At 36.3% G+C, this 21098-nt stretch carries 20 protein-coding genes; 13 read left to right on the top strand and 7 right to left on the bottom strand.

All coding sequences use genetic code 11. From position 1 onward, the window contains the following. Nucleotides 1-41 precede the first annotated feature (41 nt). On the bottom strand, nucleotides 42-590 hold the full coding sequence (locus J4771_RS02685; protein ID WP_224136154.1) for a hypothetical protein: 549 nt from the start codon (nucleotides 588-590) through the stop codon (nucleotides 42-44). A gap of 336 nt (nucleotides 591-926) precedes the next feature. Here J4771_RS02685 and J4771_RS02680 point away from each other — a divergent pair, with 336 nt between their 5' ends. The 4 genes from J4771_RS02680 (at nucleotide 927) to rlmN (ending at nucleotide 4027) form a co-directional block, all read left to right on the top strand. After that, complete coding sequence (locus tag J4771_RS02680) at nucleotides 927-1361, top strand: hypothetical protein (protein WP_224136152.1); 435 nt, start codon at nucleotides 927-929, stop codon at nucleotides 1359-1361. A gap of 107 nt (nucleotides 1362-1468) precedes the next feature. Further along, nucleotides 1469-2518, top strand: a complete 1050-nt coding sequence (gene queA, locus J4771_RS02675) for a tRNA preQ1(34) S-adenosylmethionine ribosyltransferase-isomerase QueA (RefSeq protein ID WP_224136150.1) — start codon at nucleotides 1469-1471, stop codon at nucleotides 2516-2518. 76 nt (nucleotides 2519-2594) lie between these two features. Then, entirely contained in the window at nucleotides 2595-2942 is a 348-nt protein-coding gene (locus J4771_RS02670) for a four helix bundle protein (RefSeq protein ID WP_224136147.1), read from the top strand. A gap of 50 nt (nucleotides 2943-2992) precedes the next feature. Next, the gene (gene rlmN / locus J4771_RS02665) at nucleotides 2993-4027 is read left to right on the top strand and encodes a 23S rRNA (adenine(2503)-C(2))-methyltransferase RlmN (RefSeq protein ID WP_224136146.1); all 1035 of its coding nucleotides are present in this window, start codon (nucleotides 2993-2995) and stop codon (nucleotides 4025-4027) included. 13 nt (nucleotides 4028-4040) lie between these two features. Here the strand turns inward: rlmN and J4771_RS02660 are convergent, their stop codons facing one another. Further along, nucleotides 4041-4664 carry a response regulator gene (locus J4771_RS02660; RefSeq protein ID WP_224136144.1) on the bottom strand — a complete coding sequence of 208 codons (624 nt, stop codon included), beginning with the start codon at nucleotides 4662-4664 and terminating at the stop codon, nucleotides 4041-4043. A 94-nt stretch (nucleotides 4665-4758) separates the two neighbouring features. Next, on the bottom strand, nucleotides 4759-6711 hold the full coding sequence (locus tag J4771_RS02655) for a tetratricopeptide repeat-containing sensor histidine kinase (protein ID WP_224136141.1): 1953 nt from the start codon (nucleotides 6709-6711) through the stop codon (nucleotides 4759-4761). A 196-nt stretch (nucleotides 6712-6907) separates the two neighbouring features. On the opposite strand from J4771_RS02655, the gene J4771_RS02650 reads away from it, so the two are divergent. The 8 genes from J4771_RS02650 (at nucleotide 6908) to J4771_RS02615 (ending at nucleotide 16860) form a co-directional block, all read left to right on the top strand. Continuing rightward, nucleotides 6908-7345: a hypothetical protein gene (locus J4771_RS02650; protein WP_224136140.1), complete on the top strand. Its 438-nt coding sequence runs from the start codon at nucleotides 6908-6910 to the stop codon at nucleotides 7343-7345. 16 nt (nucleotides 7346-7361) lie between these two features. Continuing rightward, the gene (locus tag J4771_RS02645; protein ID WP_224136138.1) at nucleotides 7362-9281 is read left to right on the top strand and encodes a GEVED domain-containing protein; all 1920 of its coding nucleotides are present in this window, start codon (nucleotides 7362-7364) and stop codon (nucleotides 9279-9281) included. Between the two features lie 5 nt (nucleotides 9282-9286). Then, nucleotides 9287-10240: a hypothetical protein gene (locus J4771_RS02640; protein WP_224136136.1), complete on the top strand. Its 954-nt coding sequence runs from the start codon at nucleotides 9287-9289 to the stop codon at nucleotides 10238-10240. 12 nt (nucleotides 10241-10252) lie between these two features. Continuing rightward, a complete protein-coding gene (locus J4771_RS02635; RefSeq protein WP_224136134.1) occupies nucleotides 10253-12091 on the top strand; it encodes a TolB-like translocation protein in 1839 nt (612 codons plus the stop codon). Between the two features lie 62 nt (nucleotides 12092-12153). Further along, the gene (locus J4771_RS02630) at nucleotides 12154-13434 is read left to right on the top strand and encodes an NHL repeat-containing protein (protein WP_224136131.1); all 1281 of its coding nucleotides are present in this window, start codon (nucleotides 12154-12156) and stop codon (nucleotides 13432-13434) included. A gap of 11 nt (nucleotides 13435-13445) precedes the next feature. Beyond that, nucleotides 13446-14615: a hypothetical protein gene (locus J4771_RS02625; protein ID WP_224136129.1), complete on the top strand. Its 1170-nt coding sequence runs from the start codon at nucleotides 13446-13448 to the stop codon at nucleotides 14613-14615. A gap of 92 nt (nucleotides 14616-14707) precedes the next feature. After that, nucleotides 14708-15583: a hypothetical protein gene (locus J4771_RS02620; RefSeq protein ID WP_224136127.1), complete on the top strand. Its 876-nt coding sequence runs from the start codon at nucleotides 14708-14710 to the stop codon at nucleotides 15581-15583. Between the two features lie 299 nt (nucleotides 15584-15882). Further along, nucleotides 15883-16860 carry a polyprenyl synthetase family protein gene (locus J4771_RS02615; RefSeq protein ID WP_224136126.1) on the top strand — a complete coding sequence of 326 codons (978 nt, stop codon included), beginning with the start codon at nucleotides 15883-15885 and terminating at the stop codon, nucleotides 16858-16860. A gap of 50 nt (nucleotides 16861-16910) precedes the next feature. Here J4771_RS02615 and J4771_RS02610 read toward each other — a convergent pair whose 3' ends face one another. From J4771_RS02610 to J4771_RS02595, 4 genes are all read right to left on the bottom strand, one after another. Next, nucleotides 16911-17507 (bottom strand): hypothetical protein, encoded by a 597-nt coding sequence (locus J4771_RS02610; protein ID WP_224136125.1) that lies wholly within the window; start codon nucleotides 17505-17507, stop codon nucleotides 16911-16913. A 60-nt stretch (nucleotides 17508-17567) separates the two neighbouring features. Continuing rightward, a complete protein-coding gene (locus J4771_RS02605) occupies nucleotides 17568-18143 on the bottom strand; it encodes a DJ-1/PfpI family protein (protein ID WP_224136124.1) in 576 nt (191 codons plus the stop codon). Between the two features lie 81 nt (nucleotides 18144-18224). Then, complete coding sequence (locus tag J4771_RS02600; RefSeq protein ID WP_224136123.1) at nucleotides 18225-18758, bottom strand: ferritin-like domain-containing protein; 534 nt, start codon at nucleotides 18756-18758, stop codon at nucleotides 18225-18227. A 165-nt stretch (nucleotides 18759-18923) separates the two neighbouring features. Beyond that, nucleotides 18924-19826, bottom strand: coding sequence for a magnesium transporter CorA family protein (locus tag J4771_RS02595; protein ID WP_224136122.1), 903 nt, complete (start codon nucleotides 19824-19826; stop codon nucleotides 18924-18926). Nucleotides 19827-19915: 89 nt separating this feature from the next. Between J4771_RS02595 and J4771_RS02590 the strand changes: the two genes are divergently transcribed. Beyond that, entirely contained in the window at nucleotides 19916-20938 is a 1023-nt protein-coding gene (locus tag J4771_RS02590; RefSeq protein WP_224136121.1) for a 3-oxoacyl-ACP synthase III family protein, read from the top strand. The last annotated feature ends 160 nt before the right edge of the window (nucleotides 20939-21098 follow it).

The following is a 21098-nucleotide window of genomic DNA, read 5'->3' as shown; positions in this document are numbered from 1 at the left end:
GTAAAATTCAAAGGTTGGAAAAATTTTCCAACCTTTTTTAATTATAACTGAACTCGCACTTTAAAACCCGTATTCATCTTCATCGTAATTACATCTGCAGATGGACGACTTGCTATCACATCTATGATCAATGAATTTTCGTTCGTTCGAAAATATTCCAACATTTCGGCATCGGTGGAAGTAAAAGTAATAGAATTAGGATTGGTATTATTGTCAACGGTGGCAATTAATTTTTCAGGTTGGTTGGGTGCTTTGATATAAATTCTTGCACTTTTAATCACATCAAGCTTGTTGCCCAATTGTGAACTTATATAATCAACTGTTAAAGTGTTTAGTTTCACCGATTTTAGGTTATTAATTCCGTATTTAGGATTCTGTTCTTTGATTTTCGCATCAAGATTGATGTTCATTGGTATTTCGGGCGTTCTTGTGTAAGATGTTGTACTTACTGCTGCGAAAGGAATGTCGATATTGGTACTAAACGTAACATCAAAAGGCGGCAACAAATCTAAAACAGAATTGGCGATTTCACGACAGCTCGACAAAAATAACATCATCAAAACTCCCGTCATTATGGTTAATCTTTTCATAAGGATAAATTTTATTAAGAATTTGTTTAGCATTTATCATTCCAAATTTTAAAAAGCTAATTTGGTATGCTGAAATCATTATATTTGTAAATCAACCTTACAAATTTTACTATGAGAAATATTTATCTCATTTTGATAATTTTACTTTCAATTGGTGTGGGTGGTCAAAAATATTCTTTTGATTTTTTAACTAAATACGAGTCTAAAAGTACAGATTCAAACAGGCCTGGAAATCAGGATGTTGTCAACTATTTTAATTCAGATGACTTCAATTATTATTTACGACTTTTTAAAAATAAAAGCGGATTTTATGCTTACCTATATGATTATTCAAAAATGAAATGGCATAAATTTGATGTCAAGGAAGATTATAAAAATGGAGAATTACAATTTACATTTGATTACGCCGGAACAAAACAGTTAACGTGGAGTAAAAGCAGCTTTAAAAATTACCGATTCGAATTTAGTAATGTTTCAGACAAATCAGCAAATTTGAAAATATATAAAAATCAAAAGGCAACCAAACCTTTGAGAGAATATACTTTCCAGCTGAAAAAAGCTAATAAAAACCTGTTCCCGATGATCAGAATCGCCATGATGCACCCTTATGAAAATATTGAGGCTCTTGACATTACCAAAAATGTTATCGTGGAAAAAGCAACCGATATTTGTATTGAAAAAGAATGCAATTGTGAAATGACCCTTACTGCTTACAAAAATGTTGAACTGGATTTAGAAGTTCCTGCAACAACAAAGTCATTTCTTTTTTAGCCAATTTGTATAGACTTGACAAACCCTTTTTAAAGTCGTATATTTGCAGTCCGAAAATCTTCTGGTTTTCGGGCTTAATTTTTAAACCGTAATTTAAAAAATCTTTAATGAAGACATCTGACTTTAACTTCCATCTGCCGGAAGAACTTTTGGCAGAACATCCAGCTGAACACAGAGACGACGCTAAACTGATGGTTTTGAACCGTAAAGACCAAACCATTGAACATAAACTTTTCAAAGACGTGGTTGATTATTTTGACGAACACGATCTTTTTATCTTCAACAATACCAAAGTTTTCCCGGCAAGATTATACGGAAACAAAGAAAAAACCGGTGCTAAAATTGAAGTTTTCCTTTTAAGAGAACTCGATAAAGAAACCAGAGTTTGGGATGTTTTGGTAGATCCTGCAAGAAAAATCAGAATCGGAAATAAATTATTCTTCACCGAAGACGAATCTTTGGTTGCTGAAGTGATTGACAATACGACTTCAAGAGGTAGAACCTTGAGATTTTTGTACGACGGTTCTTACGAAGAATTCCGTGCGAAATTGAAAGAATTGGGTGAAACTCCACTTCCAAAATACATCAAAAGATCGGTAGAACCAGCCGATGCAGAACGTTATCAAACGATTTACGCAAAACACGAAGGTGCGGTTGCAGCTCCAACTGCAGGTCTTCACTTCTCCAAACATTTGATGAAAAGATTGGAAATCAAGGGAATCGATTTCGCTGAAGTAACGCTTCACGTTGGTTTGGGAACTTTTAACCCAATCGAAGTAGAAGATTTGAGCAAACACAAAATGGAATCCGAAGAAGCCATCATCGACCAGAAAAATGCAGATATCATCAACAAAGCAGTTGAAGAACAAAGAAGAGTTTGCGCCGTTGGAACTACAACGATGAGAGCTTTGGAAACTTCGGTTTCATCCAACAGAAAAATTAGTCCTTATCACGGTTGGACCAATAAATTTATTTTCCCACCACACGATTTCGGAGTTGCAAACGCGATGATTACGAATTTTCACACGCCAAAATCTACTTTATTAATGATGATTGCGGCGTTTGCAGGAAAAGATTTCGTGATGCACGCTTATGAAGAAGCAATTAAGAATGAATACAAATTCTATTCTTACGGGGATGCAATGCTGATCCTGTAAGAATCAAGTAAAAAGTAAAAAGAGCCAAGTGAAGTGTAGTGTCATTTAAAAGTTTATATTTATTTAAATTTTTTAAATGATGAAACAGAACGATTTATTAGAACGAACTTTCGTATTTGGAATAGACTGTTTAAAGTTTTTAAGACAGCTACCTAACGATTATGAATACAGATTGATCCGATTTCAATTAGGTAAATCTGCCACTTCACTTGGCGCTAATTACGAAGAGTCCCAAGCCGGTTCTTCCAGGGCCGATTTTAAGAATAAATGCAGAATATCGCTACGGGAAGCACGGGAATCAAATTATTGGCTTCGGGTTATCAATGCGCTTGAGGACAAACCTGATGAAACTTTAGAAAAGCTTTTAAAAGAAAGTGCTGAATTAAAAAATATTTTTGGGGCAATAGTGAATAATACAAAGTAACAGCTCTTAACTCTTTTTACTTTTTAATTTTTACTTTGCTCTTTGGAACGATGAAAGATATTCGGACATTAAGTTTAGAACAGCTTAAAGATTATTTTGCAACAATCGGCGAAAAACCTTTCCGCGCGAAGCAGGTTTACGATTGGTTGTGGAGTAAAAATCTGCATTCCATCGAGGAAATGACGAATCTTTCAAAAGAATTGCGGGAAAAAATTTCGCAAGAATATATCATTAATCCAATCTCGGTTGACCAATTGCAAAAATCTACAGACGGAACAATTAAAAACGGGGTGAAACTTCACGACGGACTTTTAGTAGAATCTGTCTTAATTCCAACAGAAACTCGTACTACAGCTTGTGTTTCTTCGCAGGTCGGCTGTTCTTTGAATTGTGAATTCTGCGCAACTGCACGTTTGAAAAGAATGCGAAATCTGGAAGTTGCAGAAATTGTGGACCAGGTTGCCTTAATTGACCGACAAAGCAAACTATATTTCGACCGACCTCTTTCAAATATTGTGTTCATGGGAATGGGAGAACCAATGATGAACTACAAAAACGTGGTTGAAGCCATCCGAAAAATAACAAAACCGGAAGGTTTGGGAATGTCACCTCGAAGAATTACCGTTTCCACATCGGGAATTCCGAAGATGATTAAAATGTTGGCGGATGAAGATCTGAAGGTGAAATTGGCGCTTTCATTACACTCTGCGGTTGAGAAAACAAGAAACGAAATCATGCCTTTTTCAGAGAAATTTCCACTAACCGAAATCATGGATTCCCTAAAATATTGGTATGAAAAAACAGGAAATGTCGTCACTTTCGAATACTGTGTATGGGGCGGAATTAATGACAAAGATGAAGACATCAAAGCATTAATCAAGTATTGCAGACAAGTTCCAAGCAAAGTAAACCTCATTCAATATAATCCAATTGGTGAAGGAAAATTCGACCATAGAAGCATTACAGCGGAAGAAAAATATGTTCGTGAACTCACAAAAGCCGGAATTACCGTGATGGTTAGAAGAAGTAGAGGCGGAGATATTGACGCAGCTTGCGGACAATTGGCGAATAAAACTGGCGAATAATCAATTTTTTTTTTCATAGTAAACCATTTGTCGCTGCAATTTTTATCAGCGAAGCCGTATTGTTCGTATTAAATTTCGATAACAAATTTTTTCGGTGCGTTTCTACGGTGTATAAACTGATGAACAGTTTTTCGGCAATTTGAGGATTGGTGAAGCCTTCGGAAATTAAAGTGAGGATTTCCTTTTCGCGTCGAGTTAAAGTCGGTTGGTTTTTCAATTCTTTTTGTTCGGAAGTACTCATTCCTGCATCGGAACTCAAGTGCATTTTCCCGTCTAAAACGGATGAAATCGCCGTTTCAATTTCTTCTTTCGATGCCGATTTTACCAAAAAACCATCGGCTCCGTTTTGAATCATTTGTGAAATATAGCTTCGCTCATTAAACGTACTCATTCCGATAATTTTCAAATTGGGGAATTCTTTTTTCAGTTTGGAAGTCAGTTCCACACCGCTGATTTCTGGCATATTGATGTCCGTAATCACCAAATCGGGTTGGTTTTCTTTCACTTTTTCCATGGCTTCGTAAGCGTTGGAAGCGGTTGCACACAATTCCACATAACGGATTTGGTTTAGCAGCGCTTTCATGCCTTCAATGACCATCGGATGATCGTCTACCACTATGATTTTTATTTTATCCAAATTCTTATTTTTTGAAAATGTCCTTAAAATTTTGGCTAAAGCCGAACTAAATTTGATTTCTTAAGCGGGCTAAAGCCCGCCACTATTGATTAATTTACCCATTTTGGTTCAAGTCACATTCGATGTATACGGAAGTTCCTTTTCCGATTTCGGATTGGATATCCATTTTTCCATTCAAATAATTCACGCGGGATTGGATATTTTGCAAGCCAGCGGAATTTTTGGTTTTCATTTCTTCAAAATTAAATCCTTTTCCGTTGTCTTCAACTGTAATGTTGAGATGTTCCTTGTCGTGTCGCATAACTTGAACAAGGATTTTTGTCGCTTCCGAATGTTTCACAGCGTTATTGATGAGTTCCTGAACGATTCTATACACCACAATTTCTACGGAATTTTCCAGGCGATTTTCTACTCCGAAAAATTCGCAATCAATCGTGAAATATTGTCCTTGCGAAAGTCCGTTGCTGTAATCGGTTAATGCTTGTTGAAGCCCGAATTTCAGCAAAGTTTCCGGCATCATGTTGTGCGCAACCCGACGCATTTCGGAAATAGATTCATCCAATTTATTTAAAGCACGGTTGAATGCATTTCCGTTTTCTTCGGTTAAAATGAGATTTCCTTTCATGGCTCCTAATTGTAATTTAACGCCGCTCAACAATCCGCCCAATCCGTCGTGCAAATCTTTTGCAATGCGGGTTCGTTCTTCTTCTTGTCCTTTTAAAAGTGATTGTGTGGCTAAAAGTTGTTTTTCGGTTTCGAGTTCGGTGATTTTTTGTTCCTGGATTTTTTTTCGATGATTGTAATTTCTGTATCCTAAAATGGCAATGGTTAAAAGTGCAACCAAACCTCCAATCAAAAGCCAGTTCAACAGATTTTTCCGGTTAATTTTTTCTTCTTGAAGTTGGAGTTTTGTGTTTTTTTTATCGAGTTCAAATCTTTTTTCGGTGTTAATAGTGGCGTTAATAATTTGGTCATTCAAGATGCTGTCTCGCAGATTTTTGGATTGTATTTCGTATTCTCCGGCTTTATCAATATCTCTCGAAACATAAGCCAAAGCTGTCATTTGATTAAGGTTGGAAACTTTTTCTTCCCTCAAATTATTTTTCTGTGAAATTTCTAATGCTTTTTCTGCAAATTCTTGGGATTTTTCAAAATCACCTTTCTCCATATAATAATAGGAAAGTCCTCTTAAAGCCACCGATTCCACATCCGAAAGTTGGTTTTTTCGCGCATATTGTAATGCCGTTTCATGATGTTTCTTTGCCGTTTCAAACCGTTTTTTCCAAAGATAAACATCGCCTAAATTGAGATTAACGGTTGCCAACAGAACTTCATCGTTTATTTTTTTTGCAATTTGTTCGGCTTGTTGGTGATAAATAAGCGAAGAATCTTTTTGGTTGGAATCGCCGTAAACCCTTCCCAAATTCGATAATGAATAAGCATACAATTGCGGCTGATCTAATTTTTGGAATTGCTGAACCGCTAATTTTCCGTGTTTTTTTGCTTTTTTGAAATTCTTCATTGACGTGTATAAAACGTTCAAAATATCATTGGCTTGTGCTTTCAATAATTCATTATCTAATTTTTCAAATAAAGCCAGCCCTTTCTGATAATTTTCTACTGCAGACTGGTAATCTGTTAGATATTGATAAGAAGTTCCCGTGTTGAAATACGCTTTAGCAAGATATTCATCAGATTTTAATTTTTTGGCTTCTTCAATTCCTCTCAAATTCCAATAAAGGGAAGAGTCCAATTTTCCCTGCATATTAAGGGAAAACGTATAATTGCTGATGAATTTAAATTCCGATAAAGAATATTTGATTTTTTTTCCCAGTTTTCGAGCTTGTCGGTAATACGATTTCGATTTTTCTAAATCGGTGGTTTCAAAGTTTAGTCCGATTTCATAAAGCAATAAAATCTTCTTTTCATCTTCTTTCGCTGTTTTCAAAATACGCAGTAAACTATCTGTTTTAGAAGAATTTTGTGCATTCAACTTCAGAAAAAAAGCAAGAATTAAAGTGGATATTAAAAGATATTTGAACTTCATGGTCGGTTTTCGTTTACACAAATATCCGATTTTTCTTGCTGGATTTTATCACTTGTTCGGTGTATTTTTTTTGATGAAAAATTTACCCTTTCTGTTGGATTGTTTCTCCTTTGTTTTAATTAGAATTTTGGCTTGTTGAAAAACAATAACCATGAAAACTCTTTCTAAAAATCAAATCATATAAAAATATAATATCATGAAAACTTTAAAAATTTTAATGCTGCTTTTAGTAACGGTTTCTGCAAATTTATTTGCACAACGTACGATCCAATTTGGAAAATTTACCGACAAGGACGGTTATCCCGTGAAAGGAACTTCTTTTGAAAGAGGTTTTGAAAAACAAATTATTGTGAATTCTTATTTAGTGAGTAACGGAAATTCGGTAACCATTACAATTCCCAATTCTCCAGCGGTGAATGCTTTCCAATCTATCGTGAATTCAAAATTTGCTTTGCAAAATGGAGAAATTGCTGTTGTTCAAATCCAAGCCGAGCGAAAAGTCGTTTCACAAAAAATCCAAATGACGGCGATAAAAGTGATGTCCGTTCAATTGGGCGACGAAATCGCAACAATCGTTTTAGAGCCTACCACATTGGATAATGTCTATACAGGAATGAACAGTAATACACGGTAAAATAAATCTTAAAATCATGAAAAAATTGTATTTATTTTTTGCTCTTTTTGTGAGTTTGGGTTTGGTGAAATCTCAAACCTATTGCTCGCCAAGTTTTCCCAATGGCTGTGCTGCAATTGACGATTTTATCATTTCTGCTGCAGGAACCAGTCCTGGTTTTTCGCATATTGGTTCTCATTGCTCCGTAAACGGCTATACTTATTTTAGTTCGATGCCAATAAGTTTACAGGCAGGTGTTGCACATCCGTATGTTGTGAAACATTTGTTTAGCAGCACTTGGAATAGTGCTACAAAATTTGTCAGAATGTGGATTGATTTCAATAATGATGGAACTTTCGACAATTTTGCGCCAGAGATGATCGCAGCCAATTCTACAAGTTCATATTCACCAGACGCAAGTGGAAGTAGTTACGCAAACACCACTGGAAATATTATCATTCCGTCTTCCATTCTTCCCGGAAATTACAGAATGCGGGTTTCTAATAAAATAAACTCGCAAGCATCTCCTTGTAATACCGATGGATATGGAGAAATCCACGATTATCCTGTAACCATTACAGGTGCACCAAGTTGTCTGAGTCCTACTAATTTTAGCGTTTCCAATATTACGGAACACAGTGCTACCTTGAATTGGGCCGCTCCTTCCACTTCTCCAGCAAACGGATACGAATATTATTATTCTGACACCAACAATCCGCCAACAGCAGCGGGAACTCCTACTAACAATGCATCGGTAAATATTTCTTCATTAATTGGAAATACAAAGTATTATTTTTGGGTACGATCTCTTTGTTCTGCGACGAATTTTGGTTTTTGGACGGCAGGACCTTCCTTCACAACGCTTCCTTATTGTGCAAATATTACTTCTCCAGCAAATAATGCGACAGAACAACCAGTTGATCTCACAATAACATGGGATGTGGTTCCGAATAGTGTAGGTTATAGAATAAGTGTAGGAACAAGTCCTAATGTTTATGATATCCTCAATAATGTGGATTTAGGAAATGTAACTTCTTACACGTTCCAAAATTCTTTACAAATCGGAACACAATATTTTTATAAAGTAAGCGCATACAATGCCAATGTGAGTAGCTCAATCTGTACGGAAAGAACTTTTACAACGGTTTGTAGCGGTTATGCGGTGAGTTCAACCTACGCCAATAATTTCAATAATTTTCCGGGAATTTGTTGGAATGTAGCAGCAGGTGGAAATACCACAACAGGACCACAGCCGGGAACTACCATCGGATATAATTGGGATCCGAACTATTTTTTGCAACCAGAAAACGCAACTTCCGGAAATAATGCTGCCGCTTTAAACTTATACAACCACAGCAGAAAAGGTTGGCTGATTTCTCCAAAATTTAATCTTTCAGGAGCCAGTTATACCATAACTTTTAAATACGGAATTACCGGTTTTTACACTCCTAATTCTTCAGCAATGGGTTCGGATGACGTGGTTCATGTTCTTATTTCTTATGATGGCGGAATTTCTTGGAATATTATTAAAACTTGGACTGCCGCAGATAATATCGACAACACGATGCATTTGTTTGCGCATCAAATTCCAGTTGCTTCCAACCAAACAATGTTTGCCATTTATGGTTCGGACGGAACGGTTAATGATCCTGAGGATTATCTTTTCCACGTTGATGATTTTACGGTGAAATTTGATACATCATTGTCCACAACTGATATCGTGCAACAAAATGAAGAAATTTCAATTTATCCAAATCCATTTACCGATTTTTTACAGATCTCCAATGCAAAAAACATCAATAAAATAGAAGTTTTTGATTTATCTGGCAGAATAATTAAATCAATTAAAAAACCTGCAAATCCAATCAATCTTTCAGATTTAAAATCAGGGATGTACATCATCATGATTAATCAGGATAACCAGCCAACACAAAATTTTAAAATCATCAAAAAATAAATGCCATGAAAACCTATAAAACAATTATAATCGGTGCAGTTGCATTCACGCTATTGTCTTTCACCATCATCAATGACGTGATTTCACAACTTGGATTATCCCAAAAATTTGCACAAGAACATATTTTGAAAAATTTGGTGGGAGATTTCCAAAACCAACCAATTGACGAAGATTTTTACAAAGACGACGGAAGCGTACGATTTCAATTGAAATCCTTTAAACTTCCGAAAATGTCGAATTTAACTTCCATTGATAGAAAAACGGTAACGCAAGAACTCTGTCAATACGTGAAAAATTATGTGAACAGTCAGGAATTTATCGTCGAATATGAAAAATTGAGGGAACGTGCAAAACCAACAAGCGAACCGTATCGAATGTCCGCAAGCGAAATTCAACAGATGGAACAAGCCATTTTAGAAGCTGAAAAAGCGATGAAACAAGCGGCAGCTTATATGAGTGCTGAACAAAAAGCAGAAGCAAAAAAATCGATGGATTTACAAAAAAAGGAAATCCAAAACATGAAAGATCCAACGCCTAACAAAACCAATTGGGAGAAAATGTATCCTTCTAATCCTGAAATCATGGTAAAAAACCGCTTGAACGAATATTTGAATTTAGTTTCAACCGTAGATTTCAACGCACAATTGACCACTTCCGGGAAATATAAAAAATTCGCAAAACCGGAATACGAAAACAAATCCTTGAAATGGAAAGCTATTTACAGAGCCGGAAAAGAAGCCAATTCCGTTGCCACTGCTTTCGCAAAAGAATGGCTGAAAGGCGACATCATTTCCGACCAAAAAGTGAGTTTAAATTCTTCTAAAAATGAAAATTCTAATTCAAATTCTACTCAAAATTCAGATGAAAATTCTTCCACAAAGGAAAAAACTACGGTTAAAAAACTTAAGGAAAAGAAGAACAATGTTCTAGGAAAAATGAAAGGAAAACTAGGACTTTAAAAAATTGAAATCATGAAAAATGTAGTCTTTTTCTCGCTATTTGTATTAGCAAATTTTTTGGGTACGAATTCTTTTTATTCGCAAAATGCACACACCTTATTCTCTTTAAAAGTTGTTGGAATTGAAGCAGGAGAATGGTTCAGTTTTAAGGACAATCTCGGTCGGGAAACAAGTACAAACCATTCCGGAACCTTTAATTTAGGAGGGTTTTCGCAAGGTTCGCGATATGAAATTTCTCAAAAAAATGGAACCAGAAATTGTAAACTCATTTATAACGAAGGAACGGTTACAGCAACTCCAATGATTGTTGTTGCGAATTGCTCAAAAGAAGCTCCAATTCCCATTACGATTTTTTCTCTGAAAACCACAGGAATTGAAGTCGGAGAATGGTTCACATTTAAAGATAATTTGGGGCGTGAAACCAGTGTTAATCACTCAACCACTTCAAATTTGGGCGGGTTTACTCAAGGTTTGCAATACAATATCACACAAACAAAAGGTTCAAGAAACTGTAAATTAAGTCTGAACGAAGGAACGGTTACTTCCAATGTTGTTACCGTTCTTGCGGACTGTTCAAAAACTTTCGTAACGCCTTCCAATCCTTCTAATCCAACAACGAATAACAATGAAGCCAATCAAAAAACGTTCGATTTAGTCAGCCGAAGTGAAGACAAAAAAACATTTGGCATATTAGCGGAAAGCGGAACACCTGCAATTGGAGGAGTTGTCGCAACGGGAGTTACAGAAGGTCAGTTTGTTGCGTACATGACTTCCGCCAAAGTTGATCCCAATCACGACGGAAAATCTCGACAAATTATGTGGTTTAATCGGGGAAACGGAAAATCAGCTCTTGTGAGTAGTGGTTCAGATGGAAAAAGTGGCGATAAAGACAGCTTCAATCCCGTAATCAGTTACAACGGTTACACCGTAGCGTTTGAATCTTTTGCTACAAATCTTGTTCAAGACGACACCAATAAAGTAAGCGATGTATTTTATTGGAATTTATTGAACAGCACGGTAAAATGTGTAACCTGTCACGGAAATTATCCTTCCGATTCACCAACGATTTCCGGTGATGGAAATTGGATAGCTTTTCAATCGTCTGCAAATAATTTAACGTCTGGTGTGGAAGGAAATTCTACGGTCAATGTTTACCTCGCAAATTTGAATTCGGGCGAAATCATCCTTCTTAGCAAAGACCCGAAAACAGGAAAAGGTGTAGGTGGAAGTCATCCATCCGTTTCCGCAGATGGGTCCAGAGTTGCCTTTTATTCATATTCCGATAAATTAGTTGAAGGGGACGGAAACAAACTTTGGGATATTTTTGTTTGGGAACGAGGTAATCCGAATTTACGTCGAGTTTCTTTGACATCAGACGGAATGGAACGTGATCAAGGCGATGAAAGTGCAAGTCGAGTGGTAAAACCCACTATTTCAGGAAACGGAAAATTTGTAACCTTTGCTACAACTGCAACCAATATGTCTGGTTCACCAACCAATAAACAACAACATATTTACGTTGCGGAAGTGGATACAGGACGTTTGATTCGTGCAAGTAAAAATGCAGATGGTGTTCCAGGAAATGGAAATAGTCCGATTTCGCAAGGTGAAAGAATCCCAATTTCACACGATGGATATTGGATTACATTTACGACCGATGCCACAAATCTGGGTGGAAAATTAGTGGTAAAAAATATCATCGGTGGCGAAACGCACTCGGTTCAAACCACAGGAAGAATTGGGACACCTACAATTTCTCGCGACGGAAAATGTATTGCGTTTCCTGCCGGAGATAAATTGGATACTCGTTTTCACTCGTCAGGAATTTTTGCAAGTTGTCTAAAACCTTAAATACCATCTTCTTCTATAAATCCTACGATTTACACCAATATTAATCCTTAAAAAACAATATCATGAAAACAATTTTATCAATATCTATTGCAGTATGCGTTCAAATAAATTTTTGTGCACAAACCGTTTCAACTTTTGCAGGAAACGGTGGTTACGGTGCTACAAATGGATCTGTTACAACGGCTACGTTCAGAAATCCAGTGGGAGTAGCGGTAGCATCTAATGGCGATGTTTATGTTGCTGATAATACTAACCATAGAATAAGAAAAATTTCGGGAGGAATAGTTACTACGTTTGCAGGAAATGATGTCGCGGGAAGTAACGACGGACCAGCGGTATCTTCAACATTTAATTATCCGACCGATTTGGCGTTTGACAGCAACGGAAATCTTATTGTAGCGGATCGCGAAAACAATAAAATCCGAAAAATTGCTCCGGACGGAACGGTGAGTACTCTTGCAGGAACTGGAGCGATTGGAAGTGCGGACGGAAATGCAAGTACCGCAACGTTTTATCAACCTTACGGTATTGCAATAGATGTAAATGACAATATTTTTATCGCAGATTCCGCAAACAACAAAATCCGTAAAATCTCGAATACCGGAGTTGTAAGTACTTTCGCAGGAACTGGTTTTTCTGGTCTTGCAAACGGCGCTGGAAACGTGGCTGCGTTTAGTGCACCCGTAAAAATTGCTTTTGATACTGCAGGAAATTTGTATGTAACAGATTATAACAATAATAAAATCCGTAAAATTACTCCTGCTGCGGTTGTAAGTACGTTTGCTGGTGCAACGCAAGGATTTTTGGATGGTCCTTCTGCAACCGCAAAGTTTGATCAACCAGTAGGAATTTGTGTTGATACCAGCGGAAATGTGTATGTTTCTGATGCCGGAAACAGCAAAATAAGAAAAATTACCCAGGCTGGAATGGTTTCTACAATTGCAGGAACAACGCAAGGATTTTTGGATGGCCATGCAAGTGTAGCCAAATTTTACAGACCTTATGATATTGAATTCGACAACAATGGAAATTTTTTAATTGCTGATAATCTCAATCAGCGAATTCGTGGAATGGCTACAAGTTCGCTATCAACAGCAAATTTTCTAGCAAATTCTTCGGTTAAAATTTATCCAAATCCTTTCACCAACGAAGTGAATATCAGTATAGAAAATTCCGAAAAAGCCGAACTGGAAATTTTGGATATGAACGGAAGACTCGTTTCTAAAAAATCGTTAAATGAAAAGAAAAATGTGGTCAACACTTCGGGATTGAACTCAGCAATATATCTGTTCAAAATCAATAATTCAGGGAAAATATCGATTATAAAAGGAATAAAAAAATAAAACACCATCCTATGAAAACTTTATTTATACTTGTGCTTTCAATAATTTCAAATCTGTTTTGCTCGCAGGAAAAATTTGATATTGTCACCTTTCAACCGCCGAAAAATTGGGCGAAATCTTCAACTGCTGAAACGTTAACCTTCAGTAAAGACGATACAAACGGAAACTTTTGTGTGATGACTTTATACAAATCCATTGAAGCCGGAAATGACGCTAAAAAAAACTTCGATATTTCATGGAAATCCTTGGTTCAAGAGATTTTGAAAACTTCCGACGCTACAATGCAACCTTCTGTAAACGATAATGGTTGGGAAACGCAGATTGGCTCTGCTCCTTTCAACAAAGACGGTTTGATTGGTGCTGCAATTTTAATGACCAGTTCCAAAAACTCCAAAATGATGAATATCCTGATCCTCACCAACACCGAAAATTTTCAAAACGAAATGGAAACTTTTTTGGACTCGGTGACTTTTATGAAAACGGAAAATTCGAAAGTAAAGCCAACTTCATCAAATGCTCAACAAAATATGGAAACACCAAAACATGAAGTTTGGATGAGTTACAAATACAATATGTCAAGACAAAGATATGTTCCTGCATTTATTTTAAAATATTCCAACGGAGATTGTTTGGATTATCTTCCGGAAGAAGGGATTCTCGGATTTAGTAAAGCAACAGATCCTGTAAGGGACAGACATTGGGGAAAAGCTGAAAATTTTGGAAAGGAAATCCACATAACCTTTCCAGGTTATGTCCGAAAATTGGGAATTGAATCTGCAAGTAAAATGAGTTATCCACCAAACGATAAAGTAACTTTTTATTTTAAATCTGTCGCAATATATGGACTGAAATTAGCAGGAGAATGGAGTTCCGGAGGAAGTTTTGCTGATCCCAATTGGTTCAAAAACCCTAACTACAGCGATGGAACGATCCAATTTTTTGCAGACGGAAGATTCGAAAATAAAAAGGGTTTTGTTGGGATGAAAAAATCAGGTTCTGGGTTTATTCATCGTGATGAAGGCAAAGGAACTTATCAAATCAAAGATTTCACATTAATTTTGACGTATGATGATGGCGAAGTTTGGACTTCAGCTCTAACAGGACTAAAAGATGTAGATCCAAAAAGTGATAATTCGATTTTGTTTTTCAGAGATGTGCCATTTTTCAAAAAACTTAAATAATAGTGGTTAACATTATTGAACTAATCGACCACCAACCTTTGTTTGGTGGTTTTTTTGTTTTAAATTTCGTTAAAAATTTATCAGGATAAAAAATGCAAAAAATCCTTTTTCTTTTTTCTTTCTTATTTGCTCTGAACCTTTCCGCTCAGCAAGACCTGAAATGGTTGAAAATTAAAAAATACAAAGTCGCCACGCTTTCAGATTCTTTGAAAGAAACTTCCGGACTTACTTTTTTCAGAGACAAATTATATACGATTAACGACGGCGGAAATTCCTCAGAAGTTTTTGAAATCGACAAATCTTCGGGCAAAATTCTTGATGTCATTAAAACAGATTTAAAAAATAGGGATTGGGAAGCCATTACAAGCGATTCCATAAATACTTATATTGGTGACTTCGGGAACAATGCAGGAACTAGGAAAGACTTGAAGATTTATAAAATCCCTTTTAAAGATTCTGTGATAATTGATTCTATACAGGAGATACCATTTTTCTATCCTGAACAGAAAGATTTCGAACCAAAAAACATCAACAACGATTTCGACGCAGAAGCGATGATTTTCCTGAACGGAAAAATTCACCTTTTTACCAAAGAATGGATTTCGAAATCGGTAACACATTACACCGTAAATCCAAATGTTTTTGTGCAGCAGCCTGCCGAAAAAATTGAATCTTTTAAAACTGATTTTGTTGTTACCGATGCTTCTTATTTTGACAAAAAACTTTATTTAGTTGGATACACAAAAAATACCGAAGTTTTTCTTTCCATATTTGGTGAGACCGAACCTGGAATATTCTTTAATCAGAAACCGGTGAAATATTATATAGGAAGCTCGTTATCAGTTGGCCAAATTGAAGGAATTTCAGTAAATGAGGATGGAATTTATATTTCCGGGGAAGAATTCAAAAGCCCACTGGGCAAAGTAAAACAAAGCCTGTATTTTATCCCGCGAGAAAAACTTCGTTAGTAAACTGTAACGCTATCGAAACTACTTCAATCTAAATTGGTCTTTTTTAATTATATTTGTTAAAATTCCTAAAATTATACTCTACGGTCTGTGAATTGGGAACTGTGTTTGAAATGAAATCAGGAAAGTCAATACATTTATAGCAACAAAAGACCATAGCTGATTTTTTTTGGGAGAAAAATGCTTTGGATGGAATTAAGATTTTCTATTGATTTGCCTAAATCTTTCATGCTTTTTTAATTATATTTGCCTTCGTATCAAAAATTACTTATTACTAATTACTCATTGCTCATAAATACGTGGCGAATATTGTAGAAGAAATCAAGAAACCGATTGCAACAGAAATGAAACTTTTTGAACAAAAGTTTTATGAGTCGATGCAGAGCAATGTGCCACTTTTAGACAAAGTCACCCGTTTTATCGTTACCACGAAAGGAAAGCAGATGCGCCCAATGTTTGTTTTTCTTTGTTCAAAGTTGGTAGGAGAGGTGAACGAAAAATCCTTTCGGGGAGCTTCTATGATTGAGTTGATTCACACGGCGACTTTGGTTCATGATGATGTGGTGGATGAAAGTTTTAAACGGAGAAACTTCTTTTCTATCAACGCTTTATGGAAAAATAAAATTGCGGTTTTGGTGGGGGATTATCTTTTATCGAAAGCAGTTTTACTTTCAACCGACCATAAAGATTTTGATTTGCTTGCCGTGATTTCACGAACGATTCGAGAAATGGCGGAAGGTGAGCTTTTACAGCTCGAAAAAGCCCGAAAATTAGATATTACAGAGGAGGTTTACTACGAAATAATCCGTCAGAAAACTGCAACCTTGATTGCAGCGTGTTGCGAAATAGGAGTTCTTTCCAATAATGCGGATGAAAAAATGGCCGCCAAAATGAAAGAATTCGGAACTTTAACAGGAATGGCTTTCCAAATTAAGGACGATCTTTTTGATTACCTCACTTCAAACATCATCGGAAAACCGGTTGGAATCGATATTAAAGAGCAGAAAATGACTTTGCCTTTAATCTACACGTTAAGAACTGCGAATGAAACCGACCGAAAATATTACTTCAACACCATTAAACGCTACAACAACGACACGAAAAGGGTGAAAGAATTGGTGGAATTTGTAAAAAAATCAGGCGGACTGGATTATGCGATAGGAGTGATGAAAGATTTCCATCAAAAAGCGAAAGACATCCTCAATGAGTTTCCCGAATCAGAATCCAGACAGTCACTTCATCTCATGTTGGATTATGTAATCGAACGAAAATTCTAATTGTTCGTTCGATCAAGATAATATAATTCCTGAAATTCAGAGGAAAAATCTCACATTTTTATCAGTCCTTCAGTCAGAGATTTCCACTGGAATTTTGATCCCGCAATCATTCCGCCAATTGCCACTAAAAGATTTCTCGCTTTTTCCAAAAGATTTAAATTTTCAGTATTAGGTTCTTCATTTCTGCCATGAACTTCGGCGAAAATTTCTTCGCCAACGCGCCTGATCAGAAAGTTGGAAGTCGCCTTTTCATCAAAGAAATGAGCTACTTTTTCTTCTGGCTTTGTGGGATCGGACGATGGACGAACTCGAATGTAAACACTTTCAAAATTTAAATTTTTCTCTTCCTTAATCTCCTCAATTTTCACCCAGTCGAAACCGTCTCCAGTCGGATTGTGTAGCCCGGGAATTTTAATTTTGATAAAATTTCCAACCGCGGGATGATCGAGAAGAAAGTTTCCGTTAGCATCTGTCAGCGAAAATGATGCTTTCTCTTCACCTGCAAATAGTTCCCAAGAATTCACATCAAGGAACCGTTTTCGCACCACTGTAAAATGTTCAATTGCCTGAGTTTCGTTCTCAAATTTGATGGAGGAAACCGTGTCACTAAATGCGCCTTCTTTCTGTTTTGGAATATCTGATTTCATATCATAAAATAAACTTTGCCAAAACTTTAAAATTTTGACAAAGTTAAATATGTTTTAGTTTTACGCCGGAACTACTGGATGAAGTTCACGATCCCAATTTCTTCCCGATGCAATGGCTTTTACAAAATCTTTCGGGGTTTTATCCACCAAAAGCGCTTTGTCATATTTATCGGCAGGAATGTGCGTAATTTCTAACAATTTTATCGCGTTTCCTTCAATCGCAATTGCTTTGCAATGTTTAAAGGTTTCATTCAGCAAATGTTTTGCAACTTCGTGTTTTATAACTTCATTAGAAATTCCGTTCGGAACGAAAACCGCTTCGAAACAGACAGAAGTTACCGTTAGGAAATTTTCGTCCACTTTTATTTCCGTGCCTTTGTTTCCTTTTATTTTTCCGCCTTTCGGTGCAATAATTTTGCAACTTGCACCTTCCTTTTCCAAAACTTTTTTGAACTGGTTGAAAGAATCTTCATCCACATTGTTATCGCATAAAACTCCTATGACTCTTGTTTTAATGTCGCCTTTGTTATGCGCTTCCATTGAAAGTTTTTGAGATTTTTCTTTCACGAAATTGGCATCTTTTGGTTGGTGATTTTTTGGATTTTCATCTGCGCCGATATTTTGGTTTAATGGCATATCAACTTTCTTCGGAATGTCTATCCCAAGTTTGTCTGAGGATTTTAGCTAAAAAAAGCGGTCATAAAAACCGCTTCACATTTATTTCGCTTTAAGGTTGATTTCAGTTTTTGCGAGTTTGGTTAAATCTTTGTCGCAGGTTTTTTCCTGTTTTAAAGTTTCCAGGAGGAGTTTCAAAACTTCTTTTTGTCCTAAAAGTTTGGCGTATGTCGCCATCGTTCCGTAAGATGCAATTTCGTAATGTTCCACTTTTTGTGCTGCCGCTATAATTGCGGCATCGCGAACTGCACCAGGTTCGGTTTCTTCCAAAATTCCTTCAGCTTCTTTCAAAAGTCCGTCCATCGCGTCACATTTCACGGCTTCGGGTTTCAATTTCAATGCTTTGAAGGCATCTTCCAGTCTTTTTACCTGACCTTTGGTTTCTTCCAAATGGCCTGCAATGGCAGCTTTTAGATTTTTGGATGTTGCATTTTTGTGCATTTTCGGGAGATTTTTTACCAATGCTTTTTCAGCCCAGTATAAATCTTTCAAACCATCAATCATAAAGTCTTTAAGCTGATCCGCTGCATCAGCTTTAGGTTTTACCTTACCTTTTTTAGTTGTTTTCGTTGCCATAATTCTTTATGTGTAAAATTATTAATAATTAAATGTAAAAAAATTAAGAATAATTAAAACGTAAAAAATATCTTTTAACAAAATTTTAACAAAGAAGCTATATGTGTTGAAAAATGAAAGTAAAAGTGCGATATTTTTTAAAAAATAGAAATTTTATGGGCATCGCTACCATTTCTTCCTTCTAACATAGATGAAAGTAAGCAGCGCAATAAATGCCATTAATCCCAAGGTGAAGAAATAGCCATATTTTTGGTGAAGTTCGGGCATATTGTCGAAATTCATTCCGTAAATCCCCGCAATAAAAGTGATCGGGAAAAAATACATGGAGTAAATCGCAAGAACTTTCATTACCTGATTCGCTTTTTGGTCGCTCAAGGCAAGATACATCGAAATTAAGTTGGTAATCTGCGCGTTCAAATGCTCGAAATCTGCGATTACATCCTTATACTTATCTGTCAAATCCGTTACAGCAGCTTCTTCCAGGTTTAGAATTTTGAATTTATCCACCCAAACTGTGGAGATGTTCAATATTCTCGTGTTCAATCCAGATTTTCTTTTCAGTTTGTAAAGACGCCTTATTTGAACCGTATTGTTGGTGTTTTTTAGGAAAATTTCATTTTCTACATTGTCCATCGTTTCCATCAAATTTTGTGATTCGTCGTCATAGGATTTCATCACTTTTAAAGCAAGATTCAGGGCAATTTTGTCGGGCGTGATTTCTTTATTCTCGGGTAAAAATATTTCTTTTTTCAGCTCATAGATACTGCGGTTTTTCATTCGGTGTGTCGTGATGATGATACCGTTGATAATGAAAACTCCGAGTTTTGTACTGATGTCACTGATGGTGTTGAGATTTTGCCGCTCTAGTTCTGTGTTTTCACGCATCAGGAAAAATTTCACATTTCCGTCCTCCTCAAATTTTGGGAGGTGATTTGGGTCGATTGTGTCTTCCAGCAAAAGAAGGTTGATTTCATATCTTTGATGAAGAAACTGCAGGTCTTCTTCCGTGGGAGCTTCCACGTCAATCCATTCGCAATGATCGTTTCGGTAAATAATTTCTATCGGCATCCCACAAATTTAGCTAATATTTTATATGAAATTTAAAGATTTTTCCTATGTTTTAAATAAAATTTATATTTGTAAAAATTACCAACTTCATGATTAAAAGTATCATTAAAGGAATCGGCCATTACGTTCCTGAAAATATTGTAACCAACGACGACCTGTCGAAACTGATGACCACCAACGACGAATGGATTACCGAAAGAACAGGAATCAAAGAACGTCACCACAGAAAAAACAGGAATGATTCCGAAGAAACCACCGCTTATTTGGGTTTCAAAGCATCGGAAATCGCCATCAAAAATGCAGGATTGTCAGCAAAAGATATCGACTATATTATTTTCGCCACGCTTTCTCCCGATTATTATTTCCCGGGTTGTGGAGTGCTTTTGCAGGAAATGTTGGGTTGTGATACAATCGGAGCGCTTGACGTGAGAAATCAATGTTCGGGATTTGTGTATGCGATGAGTGTTGCAAACGCTTTCATCAAATCGAAAACCTATAAAAATATTTTGGTAGTGGGTGCAGAAGTTCATTCTTTCGGGCTTGATTTTTCTGATGCAGGAAGAGGCGTTTCCGTAATTTTCGGTGATGGAGCAGGAGCGATTGTACTCTCGGCAACGGAAGATGAAAATGCGGGTGATATTTTAGCTTTCAATATGCATTCCGAAGGAAAATATGCCGATGAACTTTGCACTAAATTTCCCGGTTCAAAATACGGATGGAGCGACAGAATGCGTTTGGAACCTGAAAACGTGACCGACGAGGAAGTTTATCCAATCATGAACGGAAACTTCGTCTTCAAACATGCCGTTACAAGATTCCCTGAAACAATGGAAGAAGCTTTAAAATCTGCCGGAAAAAACGTTGAAGATTTGGATATGTTCATTCCACATCAAGCGAATTTGAGGATTGCACAGTATGTTCAGCAAAAGTTTGGTTTACCCAATGAAAAAGTGTTCAACAACATTCAAAAATATGGAAACACCACCGCTGCTTCTATTCCAATTGCTTTGTCCGAAGCGATTGAGGAAGGAAAAATAAAGCGTGGAGATTTGGTTTTGCTTTCGGCTTTTGGGAGTGGTTTTACTTGGGGAAGCGTTTTGTTTGAGTATTAATTTTATACAAAAAATATTGTAAAGAGAATGTGACAAATGTTGCATTCTCTTTGGTTTTCTGACATAAATCAGATTTGACATATCTCATATATTCAATTTCATTTTTAATTATTGGTTCGCCGTAATTTTACTTGAGTTTTTGAGGAAATAATTAAAAATC

Source organism: Candidatus Kaistella beijingensis, assembly GCF_020084865.1.
In the GTDB taxonomy this organism is placed as follows: Bacteria; Bacteroidota; Bacteroidia; order Flavobacteriales; family Weeksellaceae; genus Kaistella; species Kaistella beijingensis.
Note: the sequence above shows the minus strand (reverse complement) of the source record. Positions and strands in the feature narration are given on the sequence as shown.